The organism is Streptomyces sp. NPDC002835 (assembly GCF_053591995.1).
Map to the genome: position 1 here is coordinate 129,161 of NZ_JBSFUW010000011.1, position 15,608 is coordinate 144,768.

General features: G+C 72.1%; 16 protein-coding genes and 1 pseudogene. 5 read left to right on the forward strand and 12 right to left on the reverse strand.

What is annotated here, in order from left to right; all coding sequences use genetic code 11:
• Window positions 1–3 precede the first annotated feature (3 nt).
• Window positions 4–1,653, reverse strand: a complete 1,650-nt coding sequence (locus tag ACWD01_RS14945) for a GMC oxidoreductase (protein WP_451161745.1) — start codon at window positions 1,651–1,653, stop codon at window positions 4–6.
• Window positions 1,654–1,832: 179 nt separating this feature from the next.
• On the opposite strand from ACWD01_RS14945, the gene ACWD01_RS14950 reads away from it, so the two are divergent.
• Window positions 1,833–2,201 (forward strand): DUF4180 domain-containing protein, encoded by a 369-nt coding sequence (locus tag ACWD01_RS14950; protein WP_451161747.1) that lies wholly within the window; start codon window positions 1,833–1,835, stop codon window positions 2,199–2,201.
• A gap of 56 nt (window positions 2,202–2,257) precedes the next feature.
• Here the strand turns inward: ACWD01_RS14950 and ACWD01_RS14955 are convergent, their stop codons facing one another.
• On the reverse strand, window positions 2,258–2,593 hold the full coding sequence (locus tag ACWD01_RS14955) for a YnfA family protein (protein ID WP_451161749.1): 336 nt from the start codon (window positions 2,591–2,593) through the stop codon (window positions 2,258–2,260).
• Window positions 2,594–2,852: 259 nt separating this feature from the next.
• On the opposite strand from ACWD01_RS14955, the gene ACWD01_RS14960 reads away from it, so the two are divergent.
• Window positions 2,853–3,965, forward strand: coding sequence for a hypothetical protein (locus tag ACWD01_RS14960; RefSeq protein ID WP_451161751.1), 1,113 nt, complete (start codon window positions 2,853–2,855; stop codon window positions 3,963–3,965).
• A gap of 36 nt (window positions 3,966–4,001) precedes the next feature.
• On the opposite strand, the gene ACWD01_RS14965 is transcribed toward ACWD01_RS14960, so the two are convergent.
• The 3 genes from ACWD01_RS14965 to ACWD01_RS14975 are packed head-to-tail and all read right to left on the reverse strand — an operon-like array spanning window position 4,002 to window position 5,508.
• Window positions 4,002–4,175 carry a rubredoxin gene (locus tag ACWD01_RS14965; protein WP_451161753.1) on the reverse strand — a complete coding sequence of 58 codons (174 nt, stop codon included), beginning with the start codon at window positions 4,173–4,175 and terminating at the stop codon, window positions 4,002–4,004.
• Window positions 4,172–4,342, reverse strand: coding sequence for a rubredoxin (locus tag ACWD01_RS14970; RefSeq protein WP_451161755.1), 171 nt, complete (start codon window positions 4,340–4,342; stop codon window positions 4,172–4,174). The genes ACWD01_RS14965 and ACWD01_RS14970 overlap by 4 nt, the downstream gene beginning before the upstream one ends.
• Window positions 4,339–5,508 carry an alkane 1-monooxygenase gene (locus ACWD01_RS14975; protein ID WP_451161757.1) on the reverse strand — a complete coding sequence of 390 codons (1,170 nt, stop codon included), beginning with the start codon at window positions 5,506–5,508 and terminating at the stop codon, window positions 4,339–4,341. The genes ACWD01_RS14970 and ACWD01_RS14975 overlap by 4 nt, the downstream gene beginning before the upstream one ends.
• Window positions 5,509–5,630: 122 nt before the next feature.
• On the opposite strand from ACWD01_RS14975, the gene ACWD01_RS14980 reads away from it, so the two are divergent.
• Entirely contained in the window at window positions 5,631–6,224 is a 594-nt protein-coding gene (locus ACWD01_RS14980; protein WP_451161759.1) for a TetR family transcriptional regulator, read from the forward strand.
• A gap of 38 nt (window positions 6,225–6,262) precedes the next feature.
• Here the strand turns inward: ACWD01_RS14980 and ACWD01_RS14985 are convergent, their stop codons facing one another.
• The gene (locus tag ACWD01_RS14985) at window positions 6,263–6,982 is read right to left on the reverse strand and encodes a DUF2470 domain-containing protein (protein ID WP_451161761.1); all 720 of its coding nucleotides are present in this window, start codon (window positions 6,980–6,982) and stop codon (window positions 6,263–6,265) included.
• A gap of 445 nt (window positions 6,983–7,427) precedes the next feature.
• Here ACWD01_RS14985 and ACWD01_RS14990 point away from each other — a divergent pair, with 445 nt between their 5' ends.
• Entirely contained in the window at window positions 7,428–9,404 is a 1,977-nt protein-coding gene (locus ACWD01_RS14990; protein WP_451161763.1) for an ATP-binding protein, read from the forward strand.
• Window positions 9,405–9,787: 383 nt separating this feature from the next.
• Here the strand turns inward: ACWD01_RS14990 and ACWD01_RS14995 are convergent.
• The 3 genes and pseudogenes from ACWD01_RS14995 to ACWD01_RS15005 all read right to left on the reverse strand — a co-directional run.
• Window positions 9,788–10,745: pseudogene (locus ACWD01_RS14995) on the reverse strand (ATP-binding protein); the annotation flags it as partial.
• Between the two features lie 164 nt (window positions 10,746–10,909).
• Complete coding sequence (locus ACWD01_RS15000; protein WP_451161765.1) at window positions 10,910–11,077, reverse strand: hypothetical protein; 168 nt, start codon at window positions 11,075–11,077, stop codon at window positions 10,910–10,912.
• Between the two features lie 45 nt (window positions 11,078–11,122).
• Entirely contained in the window at window positions 11,123–11,479 is a 357-nt protein-coding gene (locus ACWD01_RS15005) for a PRC-barrel domain-containing protein (RefSeq protein ID WP_451161767.1), read from the reverse strand.
• Between the two features lie 266 nt (window positions 11,480–11,745).
• Between ACWD01_RS15005 and ACWD01_RS15010 the strand changes: the two genes are divergently transcribed.
• The gene (locus ACWD01_RS15010) at window positions 11,746–12,651 is read left to right on the forward strand and encodes an NUDIX hydrolase (RefSeq protein WP_451161769.1); all 906 of its coding nucleotides are present in this window, start codon (window positions 11,746–11,748) and stop codon (window positions 12,649–12,651) included.
• Window positions 12,652–12,672: 21 nt separating this feature from the next.
• Here ACWD01_RS15010 and ACWD01_RS15015 read toward each other — a convergent pair whose 3' ends face one another.
• From ACWD01_RS15015 to ACWD01_RS15025, 3 genes are all read right to left on the reverse strand, one after another.
• Entirely contained in the window at window positions 12,673–13,797 is a 1,125-nt protein-coding gene (locus ACWD01_RS15015) for an amidinotransferase (RefSeq protein ID WP_451161771.1), read from the reverse strand.
• Between the two features lie 175 nt (window positions 13,798–13,972).
• Window positions 13,973–14,473 (reverse strand): gluconokinase, encoded by a 501-nt coding sequence (locus ACWD01_RS15020; protein ID WP_451161773.1) that lies wholly within the window; start codon window positions 14,471–14,473, stop codon window positions 13,973–13,975.
• Window positions 14,470–15,540: a glucose 1-dehydrogenase gene (locus ACWD01_RS15025; RefSeq protein WP_451161775.1), complete on the reverse strand. Its 1,071-nt coding sequence runs from the start codon at window positions 15,538–15,540 to the stop codon at window positions 14,470–14,472. Before ACWD01_RS15025 ends, ACWD01_RS15020 begins: the two co-directional genes overlap by 4 nt.
• Window positions 15,541–15,608: the final 68 nt, after the last annotated feature.

Genomic DNA, 15,608 nt, shown 5'->3' on the forward strand with positions numbered 1-15,608 from the left:
CGGTCACAGGTCCTTGGCGATGATCTCCTCGATGTTCCGCTCGGCGAGGGCCGTGATGGTGACGAACGGGTTGACGCTCGCGTTCCCGGGGATCAGCGCGCCGTCGATGACGTACAGCCCCCGGTAGCCGTGTAGCCGGCCGTGGTTGTCCGTGGCCCGGTCCAGCACCGCGCCGCCGAGCGGGTGGTACGTGAGGTGGTCGCCCCAGATCTTGTACGCGCCGAAGAGGTCGGTCCGGTAGATCGTCCCCTCCTTGGCGTTGATCCGGTCGAAGATGGTCCGCGCGGCGTGGATCGACGGCTGCTTCCACGCGGTGCGCCAGTCCAGGTCCACCCGTCCCGCCGCGGCGTTCCAGGTGAACGCGGCCCGGTGCGGATTCCTGGTGATGGACAGATAGAACGAGGCGTAGGTCTCGATCCCGGTCGGCAGCGGCGCCACTTCGGCGAACACCCCGCCGGCGGCCCAGTTGTCGATGCCGGCCGTGGGCATGGCGGACTGGAGGCTGCCGGTCGCGTCCCACATGTGGTTGGCGCGGCCGCACATGACGTTGCCGTTGTCGCCCCAGCCCCTGCCGGTCTCGTCGTTGAGAGCGGGCAGCGCACCGGTGGCCTTCAGCCTGGTCAGCAGCTTGCTGGTGCCGACGCTGCCGGCCGCGAAGAACACCTTGTCCGCGGTGACGGTCTTGGTCTCCGTGACGGCTCCGGTGGTGTCGGTCCGGTCGATGCCGACGGTGTAGCCGCCGGCCGCCGGGGCGACCGAAGTGACCTGGTGGAGCGGCGAGATGGTGACCCGCCCGGTGGCCAGGGCACGGGCGAGATACGTCTTCCGCAGGGTCTTCTTGCCGTGGTTGTTGCCGAAGAGGACCTCGCCCGCCAGCGCCGAGCGGGGGGCGGCGCCGGCCGCTTCCTGTTCCATGTAGTCCCAGTCGTACACATTGGGCACGAAGACGAACGGGAAGCCGGAGCGCTCCGCGTGCTGACGGCCGACCCGGGCGTACCGGTAGCAGTCGGTGCTCTCCCACCAGCCCTGGTCCACCTGGCCGACGCCGAGCCCGGCGTTGGCGCGCGGGTAGTAGACGTCGTACATCTCGTCGGCGTCCACGGTGGGCAGGACGGCAGGGAAGTTCTCCCGCCGTGGCGTGACCGCCATGCCGCCGTTGACGAGGGAGCCGCCGCCGACGCCCCGGCCCTGGTAGACGGTGATGCCGCCGAACTCCTCGGCGTCCAGGACCCCGGTGTACCGGGGGACGTCCTTGTCGAGGGGGAAGCCGAGGAAGTTGCTCAGCGGCTGTCTGGTCCTGGTGCGCAGCCAGAACGACCGGTGGTCGGGCCTGGTGGTGTTGGCGAAGATCCTGCCGTCGGGGCCGGGTGTGTCCCAGGCCATGCCCATCTCGACCATGTGCACCTCGACGCCGGCCCGGGCCAGGCGTAAGGCGGCGACGGAGCCGCCGTATCCGGTGCCGACGACGAGTGCCGGGACGTGCGCCCCGGAGGCGATGGGCGCGGCGGTGGTAGTGGCGGCCGTGGTCGTTGTGGCGTGGGCCCTCGTCGCGCCGGCGAGGAGTGCGCCGCCGAGAACGGAACCGGTTCCAGTGATGAGGTCACGACGGGACACACCCCGAACGGGCTTGTCCTGCCTGGGGCAGGGATTCATGTGACATTCCTCACTCTTGGCTGAAGGGGAACACGTTCTACTGCCACCCGTGTTAAAAGTCACGGCATACCGATGGGTAACGTCCGCCCGGGAGGCGGGCGGGCAGGCCGGGCAAGTGGACTGGTCTAGATTGTGGTTGGACAGGTCAGCGATCACATCGACCGGACGGGGGCCCCACAGTGACGGACGTCGTGGAGGAGCGGAGCGGTGTGCAGGTCCTGATGTGCGATCCGGCGGGGCCCAAGGTGGCCACCACGCAGGACGCGCTGGACCTCATCGGCGCGGTCTTCCTCGGTGCCGAGATGGTGGCCGTGCCCGCGGAGCGGCTGGACGAGCAGTTCTTCTCGCTGGGCACCCGCTTCGCGGGCGAGGTCATGCAGAAGTTCGTCAACTACCGGCTCCGCCTGGCCGTCGTCGGCGACATCTCCCGCCACCTCGAGGCCAGTTCGGCGCTGCGCGCCCTGGTCCACGAGTCGAACCGCTCCGACCACATCTGGTTCGTGCCCGATGTCGACGCGCTCGACGCCCGTCTGAAGACCCTGGCCTGAGAGCGTGAGAGCCTGGGAGCCCGCGCCGCACGCGGCACCGCGGCGTCGAGCCCCGGTCAGTGGCCGCGGGGCGCGTACATGATCACGGCCATCCCCGCGAGGCACACCAGGGCCCCGATCACGTCGTAGCGGTCGGGCCGGTAGCCGTCGGCGACCATGCCCCACAGGATCGATCCGGCCACGAAGATTCCGCCGTACGCGGCGAGGACGCGCCCGAAGTTGTCGTCACTCTGCAGGGTCGCCACCACGCCGTAGAGGCCGAGGGCGATGACGCCCGCGCCGGTCCAGAGCCGGCCGCGGTGCTCCCGGATGCCCTGCCACACCAGCCAGGCCCCGCCGATCTCGAACAGGGCGGCGACGACGAACAGGGCCACGGAACGCGCAACGGTCATGATCCGGCACCCTACCGGCGGCCCCCGCCCCCTCTTTCGTACCGTCACCGCCGGTACGCACCCCCGGCTACCGCACCCCCGGCTACCGCACGCGCGGCCCGCACGGGTCGGCCGATCGGTGGACCCCGCCGTCAGCCGTTGCGCGCGGCGAGAGGGGCCGCCATGGCGACGAGAAGCGGCGGAACCGGCCGCAGGATGGGACGCAGAGCGGGCGCTGCCCTCTCCCCCGGTCCCCGAGCCCTGTCCGGAGTCGACGCTCATGAACCACCCGAAGAACCGCGCCGCCGCCGCGCTGGCGGCCGCCGTCCTCGTCACCGGGTGCACCGTGAACGGGCAGACCCCCGAGCGGCAGCCGGCCTCTGCTGCTCCCGAGCGGTCCGCGCCGTCGGGCCGTACCCCGTCCGGCACGCTCCTGCTCGCCGACTTCGGCGCGGACACCGTCACGTTCGCCGATCCGGACCGGGGCGCGTTCGACTCGGTGGAGGTCGGCACCGCGCCGTACGGTCTGGTCGTCGGCGGCGACGGGCGGGCCTGGGTCGCCACCGCCGAGGGGGTCGCCGTCGTGGACACGGACTCCCGCAGGCGGACCGCCCGCATCCCGTACGAGACGGACGGGATCGGGGAGCCCGGGCACGGCGAGTACCGCGGCGGCGGCATGGGCATCGCGCTCGCCCCCGACGGCCGGCAGGTGTACGTCGGCGTGAACCGGCCCGGCGGCAACGGCACGGTCGAGGTGATCGACACCCGCACGCTGGAGGTCACGGACGTCGCGGAGGTGGGCCGCCGCCCGTTCGACGTGGACGTCTCCCGGGACGGCCGCCAGGTGTACGTGACCAGTCACGACTCCTTCGACGTCACCGTGGTGGAGACGGACGGCCTCGGCACCCGGCGCATCGAGGTCGCGCCGTACGGCACCGCCGGCGGACTGGGCTCGTGGCTCAAGCCGCACTACGCCGTCGTGCGGCCCTCGGACGGGCGGCTGCTGCTGCCGTTCGAGGGTGAGCGGCTCGTCGTCCTCGACCCCGGCACCGGCGCCACGCGTGTCGAGCCCATGACGGCCGGCACCCACCAGCACGGTGCGGCGGTCACCGCCGACGGGACGCTGCTGGTCGTCGGCACCGGCCCGATCGACCCGGCCCGCGACCGCGGCCCGTCCCTGACCGTGCGCGCCCCGGACGGCTCCGAGCGCGTCGTCCCGCTCGACGGGCCCCACGAGGACGTCGCCGTCTCCCGCGACGGCCGTACCGCGTACGTCACCGGGGGCTTCACCCGTGACGGCTACTGGAACGGCGTCACGGTCGTGGACCTGGCCTCCGGCGACACCCGCCGCGTGGCGGCGGGCGAACGTCCCCTGGGCGTCGGGGTCCTGTGACTCCCGTGCCGGAACACCCGGCGGTCCGGCGGTGGATCAGGCGTGCGTGATCTCGGTCATCTCGAAGTCCGCCTTGGCGGCGCCGCAGTCGGGGCAGGACCAGCCGTCGGGGATGTCCTCCCACCGGGTGCCGGGCGCGATGCCCTCCTCCGGCCAGCCTTCTGCCTCGTCGTACACGAACCCGCACACCAGGCACTGCCACTTCTTCATGCGCTCTCCAGCTGCTCGAAGTCGATCTTCTCCCGGACGCCGCAGTCGGGGCAGCACCAGTCGTCCGGTACCAGCCGCCACGGGGTGCCCGCCGGGAAGCCCTCGCGGGGCGCGCCGCCTTCTTCGTCGTAGACGTACTCGCAGACGGGGCAGCGGTAGCGGCTCATGGGGCGTCTCCGTAGCGGGCGAGGACGGCGGGGCGCCTGGACGGCTGGATGTTGGCGCGGGTGACGTCACCGTCGTAGTGGGCCATGACGCGGGGGTCCATGACGCGGCGCCACAGCGGCGGGAAGTAGGCGAGGAGGATCATCCCCGCGTAGCCGGTGGGCAGTTCGGGCGCCTCGTCGAAGTGGCGCAGGGCCTGGTAGCGGCGGGTGGGGTTGGCGTGGTGGTCGCTGTGCCGCTGCAGGTGGTAGAGGAAGACGTTGGTGGCGACGTTGTCGCTGTTCCAGCTGTGCCGGGGTGCGCAGCGCTCGTAGCGGCCAGAGGCGGTGCGCTCGCGCAGCAGGCCGTAGTGCTCGGTGTAGTTGATGACTTCCAGCAGGCAGAAGCCGAAGACCGCCTGGATGAAGAGGTACGGCAGGATGCCGGGTCCGAACGCGGCCGTCAGCGCGCCGAAGAGGACGAGGGACATGGCCCACGCGTTGAGCACGTCGTTGTGCGGCGTCCACGGTCCCTTGCCGAGCCGGCCGAGGCGCGTCCTCTCCAGCTGCCAGGCGGAGCGCAGGCTGCCGGTGACGGTGCGCGGCAGGAAGCGCCAGAAGGACTCGCCGAGACGGGCGCTGGCCGGGTCCTCGGGGGTGGCCACGCGGACGTGGTGGCCGCGGTTGTGCTCGATGTAGAAGTGGCCGTAACACGTCTGCGCCAGGGCGATCTTGGAGAGCCAGCGCTCCACCGACTCCTTCTTGTGCCCCAGTTCGTGCGCGGTGTTGATACCGATGCCGGCGACGCCGCCGAGCGTGATCGTGAGGCCCAGCCGGTCGGGAAGGCCGAGGCCGCCGTGGGTGAGCAGCCAGCAGCCCACGACCAGTCCCGTGTACTGGACGGGGAGGTAGAGAAAGATGCACCAGCGGTAGTAGCGGTCCTGTTCCAGCCAGGCCAGCGCGCTGTCCGGCGGGTTGGCCGAGTCCTTGCCGAGGAGATGGTCCACGACGGGGAAGATCACGTACAGCAGGACGACTCCGGTCCACCAGAAGGCGCCGTGTCCGGTGGCCGTCACCAGTCCCCAGGCCAGGAAGGGGAACATCGGCACGATCAGGCCGATCAGCCAGAGGTAGCGCTTGGGGTCGCGCCAGGCGATACGTGCTTCGCCGGCCGCGGTCGTTCCTTCCATGGTTCGGCTCCCACCTTCAAAAGGCGACACCTGCAAGCCCCGACGTCCAGCATTTAGACAGTCGGACCGGAGAGTGTCAATGGGTTGGGCAGACCGTGGAAATCGCTAGAGTGGGGCGCACGATGACACGCTTTCGCGAGAATGTCCGGTCGCTGCTCCGGGAGCAGGTGCTGGACGCGGCCCATGAACTCGTCGCCGCCGAGGGCTGGGGCAAGCTGCGCCTGGCGGCGATCGCGCGCGGGGCGGGGATCAGCCGGCAGACCCTCTACAACGAGTTCGGCTCCAAGGAGGCCATCGGCCGTGCTCTCGTCGAGCGGGAGGCCGAACGGTTCATGGTCGGCATCCAGCGGGAACTGGACGCGCACGGTGAGGACCTGGAGGCCGCCGCCGCGGCCGGGGTCGGCTTCACCCTGCGGCAGGCGGCCGACAACGCGCTCATCAAGGGCGTGCTCACCAGCGCCCGCGACGGCGGTGAGGACGATCTGCTGTCGTACCTGACGACGAAACCGGAGCCGGTCTTCAACACGGCGACGGACATGCTCGACGCGTACGCGGCCGACGCCTGGCCGGAGATCGACGCGGAGTCGCGCAGTCTCGCCGTGGAGACGGTCGTCCGGCTGACGCTCAGTCACATCGTCCAGCCCGGCGCCTCCCCCGAGGAATCGGCCCGCCGCATCGCTCAGATCACGGCCCGGGCGGCCCGGCCCCCGCACTGACCCGGGCGCCTGCCTTCGGCACGGCAGGCGGGGCAGGTTCAGCGCCGCCGCGCACGGGCGCGGGCGCGGACCCGGCCGAGGAGGGCCTCGACCTGCCGGCCGACGCCGGCCGCGTCCCGCACCGGGGCCGGGAACGCGATGCGGCGGTCCGCGTACCCGGAGGCGTACTCGCACCGGAGGGTGATCCCGTGGCGGTCCATCGCGAACGGCACGACGCGCACGGCTCCGCGCAGCAGTTCCGGGTCGGCGAGCCGGGCGAGCTGCGCCACGACGTACCGGTGGTCCTCGTCGAGGTGGTTCAGCATCGCGGCCTCCGCGCTCGCCAGCGCGTCCGGCTCGGCCCGGTGGAGGTCGTCGGGGCCGACATGCTCGACGAGCCCGTGCCGCCGGATGCTCGCCCGCGCGGCGTCGAGCCGGAGCATCAGGACTCCGGGTACGGGCTGGGTCACCGACGGCGTGAGCCGGCCGGCGAGGATGACGCGCGCCCGGACCCGGTCGCGGACCGCGGCGGGGGCGATGTCCGTGAACTCCAGCAGCGCGGCGAGCACTCCGTGGGGGGCGCACACGGCTTCGACGGCCAGCGGGCTGTCCGCCGGCGCGTGCAGCAGCAGCCGGCCCGAGTCGTCCACGCTGTGCATCGCGACCAGGTCGTAGGTGTTGTCGTCGGTCGTCAGGCTCAGGGAGCCGGCGGCCGCTATGACGGAGCGGATGCGCTCGGCGTTGCTCGGCCCGGCGGGACGGGCCTTGGCAAAGACCATCGGATCTCCTCAAGTTAGGCTTACCTAAGCTAGCATCGCGCGCCCGGCGCCGGCCCCCTTTCGCAGCTATCCGTGCGGGCGCTGCGCGGCCATGCGTATACGTAGACGCGCAGCGCCCCGGACGCGGGCGCGGCCCGACCGTCGCGCCCCGGCACGCAACCCCCGGCGCCTCCCCGAACGCCGGGCGGCAGCCGCCCGGACGCCGCACGCCCGTACCTACAGCGCACCGCGGCCCGCGCCCGTGGAGGTCAACCGCCCGTCGCTGTACGCCCATTCGAATCGTCATTGCGGAGTGTGATCTGTTGCCCATGGGCGACACCCGGGGAGCACCCGGCGCGTTGGGGGTGCCGTGACGTCGCGGCAGTGACGGTTCCGCACCGCGATTGCCGACGCCGCCGGCGGCCTTGCCTGCGGCCGACGAGATGGACCGACGGGGAGCAGCGAAGTGTGGACAGGTGCCGTCTCGGACGGCGAAGAGCGTGCGGGCAGCGGACCCGTGGCCGGTGGCCCGATCGGAAGGGAGGCGGAGGCGTCGCGTCTGAGCGGCCTTCTGGTGGAGTCCCGGCTGGTCACCGTCGCCGGCTGCGTCGGGGTGGGCAAGAGCTGCCTGGCCGCCTTCGTGACCGGGACGACGCGCGGCGACTGGGACCGGGTGCTGCGGGTGCGGCGGCACGGCGCCCGGCCCGGCCCGCCCGGCGCGCTGACCAACGCGGTCCTGCACGCCGCGACGGGCAGGGGATCGCGGCCGGGCTCGGCGGAGTCCTCCGTCCTCGACGACGTGGTGCGCGCGCTGCGCAGGGGAAGGCCGCTGCTGTTCCTCGACGACGTCGACCCGGTGCACCGGGAAGGCGTCGGTCTGGTGCAGGCCCTGCTGCACGCCGTGCCGCAGCTGCGCGTGCTGGTCACCTCGCGGCGACCTCTCGGGCTCGGCGACGAACGGGTGCTGCGCCTGGCGCCGCTGAGTACCGTGCCGGTGGCCGGCCGCGAGGGTCCGCCGCCGGCGGTGGAACTGTTCCTCGACAGGGCACGCGCCGCGCGGGAGGGCTTCACCGTCGCCGACGGGGACCTGGACGCGGTGACGGCCGTCTGCCGCAGCGTGGACGGCCTCCCGCTCGCCGTCGAGCTGGCCGCGGCGCAGATGGCGTGCAGCGACCCGCAGGACCTGGCCGGCCTGCTCGGGCACCACCAGTGCTGGCTGACCAGCCGCCGGGTGGCGCTCCCCCGGCACCGCTCGCTGCGCCGCGCCGTCGCGTCGGCCTATGTGCTGTGCGACCGGGAGGAACGGGTCGTCTGGGCGAGGACCAGTGTCTTCGCCGGTTCCTTCGACGCCTCGGCGGCCGCCTTCGTGTGCGCGGGCGGCAGCGTGGCGGCCCACGAGGTGCCCGCCTGTCTCGCGGAACTGGCGGCCACGGGAGTGCTGCAGCCGGTCGGCGATCCGGGCGGGATGGGCGAGCCCCGGTACCGCATGGCGCCCGCCGCACGGGACTTCGGGACCGAACGGCTCGAGCAGGCTGGTGAGTTGGCCGTGGCAAAGGACCGGCACGCCATGCACGGACGGCGGGTGGCGGCGACGGCCGAGTTCCTGTGGAACAGCGGCCGCCAGCCGCAGGCCGTCCAGCTCGTACAGGAGGAGCGGGACAACCTCGTGGCCATGCTCGACCATGTCCCGCACCAGATCGACCAGGCGGCCCCGCTGCTGGAGGCCGTCGTGAACCTGTGGTTCTGGTGGACGGTGTACGGCTGCGCGGAGGAGGGCCGCCGATATCTCGAACTGCTGCTGCCGCTGTGCCACGAGGAGCACCCGGCCGTCGTACGGGGCATGTGGCTGGAGGCATGGCTGACCGCGGGACGCGATCCCCGGGCGGCCTGCGAACTGCTGCACCACGCGTGGACAGCGGCGGTCATGGCCGGCGACGACGCCACGGTCGGCCGCGTCGCCCATGTGCAGGGAGTGCTCGCCATGCACCAGGGCGATCCGGCGGCCGCTGCCGAGCACTTCCAGGAAGCCGTACGCGCCGTCCCCGCCCAGGCGCCGGCCGGGCCCTCCACCGCGGTCAGTCTGGCGGCCCTGGCCGTCGCCCAGTCCGGCGAGGCCCCGGGCGCGGCCCGGCACACCGCCCGCCGGGCCCTTACCCAGTCAGGGGTCCGCATCGACAACTGGGCGTGCATCGTCGCGCGCTACGCCCTCGCGCTGGCCGATCACCAGGAGGGCCGCAAGGGCCGTGCCCTGCGGCGGGCGCGCAGGACGCTCGCGTCCCTGGACCGCCGCTGGCCCGCTCCGCACGGGACCACGGCCGCGCTGGAACAGCTGATCGCGGACATCGAGGCCGGCCGTCCGGCACGCGCCCGGCTCTGCCCGGACTCCCCGACCGGGGCAGCCGTCCCCCTGCCCCGCCTCATCAGCCGGCTTCCCTGCCCCTGACCACCGGCCAGGCCGCACCGGCGGGGGCGGACGGCACGTGAAGAGGGTGACGGCTGCCGCACCGACTGGGCAGCCACCACCTCCACGCCGCCGGGAGGAGCAAGGCACGAGCACCACGCCATGACAGTCGAGGTGGGGGAGCAACTGCCGGCCCGCGGACCTCTGCCACCCCCGGCGGCGTTCACATCATGTCCGCCCCGCGACCCCCGGCAACCGCGATCCGGCCGCCGTCGGTATACGGAAATCCCGGCGACGACGGCGCCGTCGGTACACCTACGCCGAGGGCCACACCGACTCCTCCGGCTGCTCCGGGCGCTCCGGGTGGTCCTGAGGCTCTTGCGGCTCCCGCTGCTCCTGCGCCGGGATCTCTACGTGTGAGGAGAGCGGGAGTCCCGCTCCCCCAGGCGCTGCACCACCGACTTGTCGACCAGCCCGATGAGCGCTTCGAGCACGTCCTCGCGCGAAACAGCGCGCCGTCGGCGCACACCTGCTCGACCGTGGCCAGGTCGAACGGACCGGCGAAGACCGACAGCCGCTGCCACAGCTGCCGTTCCCGGCGGGTGCACAGCTCGTACGAACCAGCCGATCGCCTTCCTCAGCGTCTGGTGCCGCGGGGACGCCGTGCGCAGCCCGCCGTGAGCGTGTCCAGCCTGCGGTCGAGCCGGGCCGCGAGCTCCGGCAGCGGCACGGCGCGCAGGCGTACGGCCGCGAGTTCCAGCGCCAGCGGGATGCCGTCCAGCCGCTCGGCGAGGTGGGCCAGTTGCCCGCGGTTGTCCGCCGTGACGGCGAACCCCGGCACGACGGCCGCCGCCCGCTCGACGAACAGGTCCACGGCGTCCTGCGTGCCGAACTGCGCGAGCTGCACACACCGCTCGCCGGGTACGTCCAGCGGCTGCCGGCTGGTGGCGAGGACGCTCACCCCCTCCGCCTCGCGCAGCAGGATGTCGCAGAGCATCCCGCAGGCGTCGAGCACGTGTTCGCAGGTGTCGAGCACGATGAGCAGCCGTCGCCCCCGCAGATGCGCCACCACGGCGTCGATCGGCGCCATGCCGAGCTGCTCGGGCGCGTCGAGCACGGTCGCGAGCGTCGCGGGAAGCAGCTCGGCATCCCGCAGCGACGACAGCTCGACCAGCCAGATTCCGTCGGGGAAACGTTTCCGCACGGCGGCGGCCGCACGCGCGCCGTACGGCTCTTGCCGACACCACCGGGCCCGACCAGGGTCACCAGTCGTGATCCCGCCAACCCCGTTTCGATCAGGCGGAGCTCCTCGACGCGGCCGACGAAGCTCGTACGCTCCACCGGCAGCTCTCCGCGTCTGCGCTGCCCGCATCCGAATCCCATGGCACCCCCGTGGCCATCGTTCCGCCGCCCCCAGTGGGCACCGGCGCGCCACAGCGTACGCAAGTCGTCACGTGGGGTGATGCGAGTGCGGCGCGATCACCTGATCGGGTCATTCTCCGGCCAGGGCCACGGGCGACCTGACGGCCGTCGGGCACGGGACTCGCTCAGCGCGGGCTGCGCCCCGTACGCCGTCCCATGCGCAGGCCCAGGAACAGCACGGCGGCCAGGAAGACGACCACGCCGATGATCAGCAGATAGAACAGGCCCTCGACGGCGACGCCGATGATGCCCAGGACGACCGCGACAAGGAGGAGGAGCAGGAAGGTCGACATCGTGGTGCCTTTCTCGCGGGCTTCACACTCGTGGTGACATTCCGGTCAGCGTCGCGCGAGTCGCCGTTCGCCGCCGGTTCCGGTCCGGTGGTCCATCTCGTAGTGCTTGAAGACGGCGGGCTCGTCCTCGGCGGGCAGCACCCCGTCGAGGTCGATCGAGGGCGCGCTCTTGGCCAGCTTCTTCGCCACGGCCACCTGGACGTAGTCGGGGCCGACCCGCGCGTCGTACAGCGGCACGAAGGCCAGGCGATGACGGGTGGGGAGGCCGATCTTCACGGTGCAGAAGGCGGGCAGATCGGTGCCCGTGTCGACGTAGACGGCCTCCAGCGTGCCGATCTTTTCGCCGCCGACGTCGACCACGTCCCGGCCGCGCCACTCTCTGATGTCATTGCACTCGAACACGGGATGCTCCCCCGGACTTCGAACGGTGGGATCGACGAGTACCCGGAGGGCCCGTTCTCATGCACCGCACGGGAACGACGGGGCGGGTCGGGCCGGGTACATCACCACACGCTCGCACGGCCGGCCCGCCGTCGCACTCCGGCCACCCCACCCCGGTCCGGCCCGCCGGCTGTCCTGTTCCCGCCCCTGTGCCGGTCCCCACTGCGCACACTGAGGCGGACGCCCGCCCTCCCCGGACGGGCCGGCCCTCTCCCAGGCGGTGAACCGTGAAGACGTCCCGATCCACCGAACCGACCGGCACGGCCGCGCTCCTCGTCAACAGCCGCGGCGAGTACCTGCTGCATCTGCGCGACGCGCACAAGCCCATCTGCGATCCCGGCACGTGGTCCCTGGTCGGCGGCGGCCCCGAGCGCGGGGAGTCCCCCGACGAGGCAGTGGCCCGTGAGATCCGGGAGGAGACGGGGCTCGTGATCCCCGGCCTGACCCGGTTCACCACGACGCTCGCACACGGTCCGGACATGACGGAGGGGCACATCCAGGTGTACGCGGGCCGGTGGGACGGCGACGCCGACAGCCTCCCGGTGACCGAGGGGATCATGTTCCGGTGGTTCACCGTGGCCGCCATGGAGCAACTGACCATGTGCCCATGGGCGTACGAGGCGATCCTGGCCCACCACGCCCGTATGCCCGCTCCGCGCGGCGACCGCCCGGCGCCCTCCCGCCACGGCGGGGCGGGAGCGGTGAAGAACGTGATCGGCGCGCACCTCTACCTCGAGCGCGACGGGCGCACCCTGCTGGGGCTGCGAGCCCCCGGGGTGCCGTACGCGCCGGAGCACTGGCATGCGCCGGCCGGGCATGTGGAGCGCGAATCGGTGCGGGCCTGCGTGGCGCGGGAGGCCGGTGAGGAGGCCGGTCTCGTCATCGCCGAGACGGACCTGACGCTCGTGCACACGGTGCATGTGCTCGACTCCGAGGGCGCCGAGCCGCGCCTCCAGTTGTTCTTCGCGGCGCGGCGCTGGGAGGGAGAGCCCCGGATCCTCGAACCGGACCGGTGTGTGCGCTGGGCGTGGTGGCCGCTGGACGCCCTGCCGGACCGGACGGTGCCCTACACCCGGGCCGCGATCGACGGCATCCGCGCCGGGCGTTCCTACACCGAACTCGGCTGGGCATGAGGGAGATCCCGAAGAGCACGGTCAGTCGACGTACGACTCGAGTGTGCCGCGGCGCCGGACGTCGAGCGTGGCGCAGTGGAACGAGCCGCCGAACGGCGCGTAGTGCAGCAGGTCGCACGGGATCGGCTCGAAGCCCCACCGTTCGAGCGTGCGCAGCATCCCGGTGTGGTGCCGCTCCGCGATGACCCGCTTCTCGTCGATCATGAGGACGTTCATGCTGAGCCACTTGCCGCACATCGAGGTCAGTTTGAGCAGGCGCTCGTCGATCGGGTCCGGCTCGGGCGCGACCAGGACGTCCCACGAGCTCAGGACGTCGGGCAGGCGGTCGACGTCGATGTATTCGGGGTTGACCATGACCTTGCCGGGCGCAAGCAGGACGAACGTGGTGTCGATGTGCATCGGTGTGCGGCAGCGGCTCTCGATCTCGTGGATGCGGTAGCCGGGGCCGAGGTGGCGGCGCAGCCAGTCGATGCCCATCCGGTTGGTGACATTGCTGCGGGTGACGAACAGGTCCCGGCCCGCACGCACGAAGTCCGCCGCGTCGAACACCGGCTCGAACTCGGTGAGGATGTAGCGCATCGGCTCGCCGTCCCTGGGGGCGCGGAAGTCCGGCTCGAACAGTTCGTCGGTGAGCTGCGGCCTCGGCGCCGCCGTCCAGCGCGCGCCACGCCGGAAGTAGTCCTTGAGGACGGTGCGATAGGAGTGGGTCTCGAAGTACCGGCACGGCCAGGCCATCGGGGTTTCGATGATCTCGTCGCCGATCACCAGCATGCTGTCGCGCGGACAGGTGTTGCAGAAACCGCGTGACGACCAGTCGGGAGTGCTGAAGCGCTGTCTGTGGTCGACCGGGTCCGGGCGCCTGACCGTGACGCCGAGGGACTCCAGCAGAGCGACGAACTGATCGAGCTCCTGCTGTGCCTGCTCGACCAGTCTGCCCGGATATCTGAACCCGGCGGCGAGCCCCTGCAGCCGGGCGCCCCACGGTGGGATGTTGCAGGCCACCACCGGGTGGCTGGAGGGGATCGTCGCACCGTCGAGACGCCCGACGATGATCTCCTCCAGCGGGTCCCACTCGTTGTGCGATCCGACCGGCGACACGAGGGGTTCCGTGGCTTTCGCGGTCGTGACCGCCGGCTCCGGCATCATGCGCGGACCGCCGCTGACGTGAGGGAACGGCCGTGTGCCGCCGCTTCCACCGGAATGCCCGGCCTGTGCGCTACCGCCATGCTCAACCACTTTCGATCACCCGCAATCCAGCAACCCATCGTATCCGATTCGTTACTTGAAGCGACCGTACGCGGACTCTTTCGTTACACGGCGCTCACCGGTCCATGACGGCGGCGTACGCCAGCTCGGCCGTCTCCTCCGGCGTGCCGTCGATGGGGATCGCCGCCCCGGACTCGTCGGGCCCCAGCGGCTCCAGCGCGTCGATCTGGGACCGCAGCAGGCTCGCCGGCATGAAGTGGCCCTTGCGTGCCGCGAGCCGGCCCGCGATGAGCTCCGCCGAGCCGTCGAGGTGAAGAAAGAAGACGTCGGGCGACGCGGCGGCCAGACGGTCGCGGTAGCCGCGTTTGAGCGCCGAGCAGGTGACCACTCCTCCGCGGCCGGCGTGCCCGGCCAGCCAGGCGGCGATCGCGTCGAGCCACGGGCGGCGGTCCTCGTCGTCCAGGGGGACGCCGGCCCGCATCTTGGCGACGTTGTGCGGCGAATGGAAGTCGTCGGCCTCGGCGTACGGCACGGCGAGACGCCCGGCGAGCTTCTGGCCGATGGTCGTCTTCCCCGACCCCGAGACGCCCGTTACGACGATCAGGGGTGCGCTCACGTCGCATCATCGGCCGACGCGTCGAGGGTCACGACCACCTTCATGTCGTCGGGCCGCGCCGTGAACGCCTCGCCGGCGCGGTCGAGTGGCACTCTGCGGGTGATGAAGCCCTCCAGCCACGACAGGTCGGCCTTCGCCAGCGCGTCCGCCGCCAGTCGGTAGTGCCGCAGGTTGGCGTTGACCGAGCCCACCACGGCATCGTTCTCCAGCACGATCTCCCGGTTGATGGTGCCGGCCTCGACGCTCAGCTTCCGCCCGGTGGGCGAGACACCGGTCAGGCACACGACGCCGTAGCACGCGGTACCGGACACCGCCTCGAACACCACCTCGGCCGCGCCGGTCGCCTCGATCACGACGTCCGGGCGGAGCGACGACATCGCCTTCCCGGCGTCCTCCGAGTGGTAGGTCGCGCCGAGCGCCGTGATCAGCGACGGTTTCGGCCCCTCGGTGACGCGGTCCAGCACGTGCACCTCCAGGCCGCGCTGTACACCGAGCAGGGCGGCGAGCGCCCCGATCGGCCCGGCGCCCGTCACAAGCACCCGCTCCGGTTCGAACCACGACCGGCCGCCGATCCGTTCGACCTGCTCCCACGCCTTGGCGACCACGGACGCCGGCTCCAGCAGCACCCCGACGCGTTCCAGCCGTGGGTCGAGCCGCACCGCGTAGTCGGTCTCCACGCACCATGCCTGGGCGCCGTACCCGTCGATCTCCTTGATGCCGCGCTCGGTGTACCGGCCGTTGCGGCACATGTCGAACTCGCCCCGCGCACACGCCCCGCAGGGCGCCGGATCGGGCCGGCGCACCACTCCGACGACCAGATCGCCGGCCGAGAACCCGCTGTCCGGCGGGGCCTGCCGGACCCGCCCCAGCGACTCGTGGCCCAGCACCAGCCGGTCCCGCCCCGGCGGCGCCCATCCGTAGGCGCCGTCGACGATCTCCCTGTCCGTGCCGCAGACTCCCATGGCGAGACCGTCCACCAGGATCTGCCCCTCCTGCGGGTCCGGCGCGGGCAGCTCCCGGACCTCCAGCGAATTCTTGACGTGCGGGCGGACGGTCAGTGCGCGCATCGGCTTCCCTTCTCCGTCGGGCGGACCGCGAGAACCACGGGCCGGGTGTCCCGGCGCGGAAACCGAAA

Bases quoted from the DNA above. Each gene is read 5' to 3' on its own strand.
- ACWD01_RS14945 (WP_451161745.1), bottom strand. From the start codon at position 1,653: ATGAATCCCTGCCCCAGGCAGGACAAGCCCGTTCGGGGTGTGTCCCGT.
- ACWD01_RS14955 (WP_451161749.1), bottom strand. From the start codon at position 2,593: ATGACCGTTGCGCGTTCCGTGGCCCTGTTCGTCGTCGCCGCCCTGTTC.
- ACWD01_RS14960 (WP_451161751.1), top strand. From the start codon at position 2,853: ATGAACCACCCGAAGAACCGCGCCGCCGCCGCGCTGGCGGCCGCCGTC.
- ACWD01_RS14965 (WP_451161753.1), bottom strand. From the start codon at position 4,175: ATGAAGAAGTGGCAGTGCCTGGTGTGCGGGTTCGTGTACGACGAGGCA.
- ACWD01_RS14970 (WP_451161755.1), bottom strand. From the start codon at position 4,342: ATGAGCCGCTACCGCTGCCCCGTCTGCGAGTACGTCTACGACGAAGAA.
- ACWD01_RS14975 (WP_451161757.1), bottom strand. From the start codon at position 5,508: ATGGAAGGAACGACCGCGGCCGGCGAAGCACGTATCGCCTGGCGCGAC.
- ACWD01_RS14980 (WP_451161759.1), top strand. From the start codon at position 5,631: ATGACACGCTTTCGCGAGAATGTCCGGTCGCTGCTCCGGGAGCAGGTG.
- ACWD01_RS14985 (WP_451161761.1), bottom strand. From the start codon at position 6,982: ATGGTCTTTGCCAAGGCCCGTCCCGCCGGGCCGAGCAACGCCGAGCGC.
- ACWD01_RS15000 (WP_451161765.1), bottom strand. From the start codon at position 11,077: ATGTCGACCTTCCTGCTCCTCCTCCTTGTCGCGGTCGTCCTGGGCATC.
- ACWD01_RS15015 (WP_451161771.1), bottom strand. From the start codon at position 13,797: ATGATGCCGGAGCCGGCGGTCACGACCGCGAAAGCCACGGAACCCCTC.
- ACWD01_RS15025 (WP_451161775.1), bottom strand. From the start codon at position 15,540: ATGCGCGCACTGACCGTCCGCCCGCACGTCAAGAATTCGCTGGAGGTC.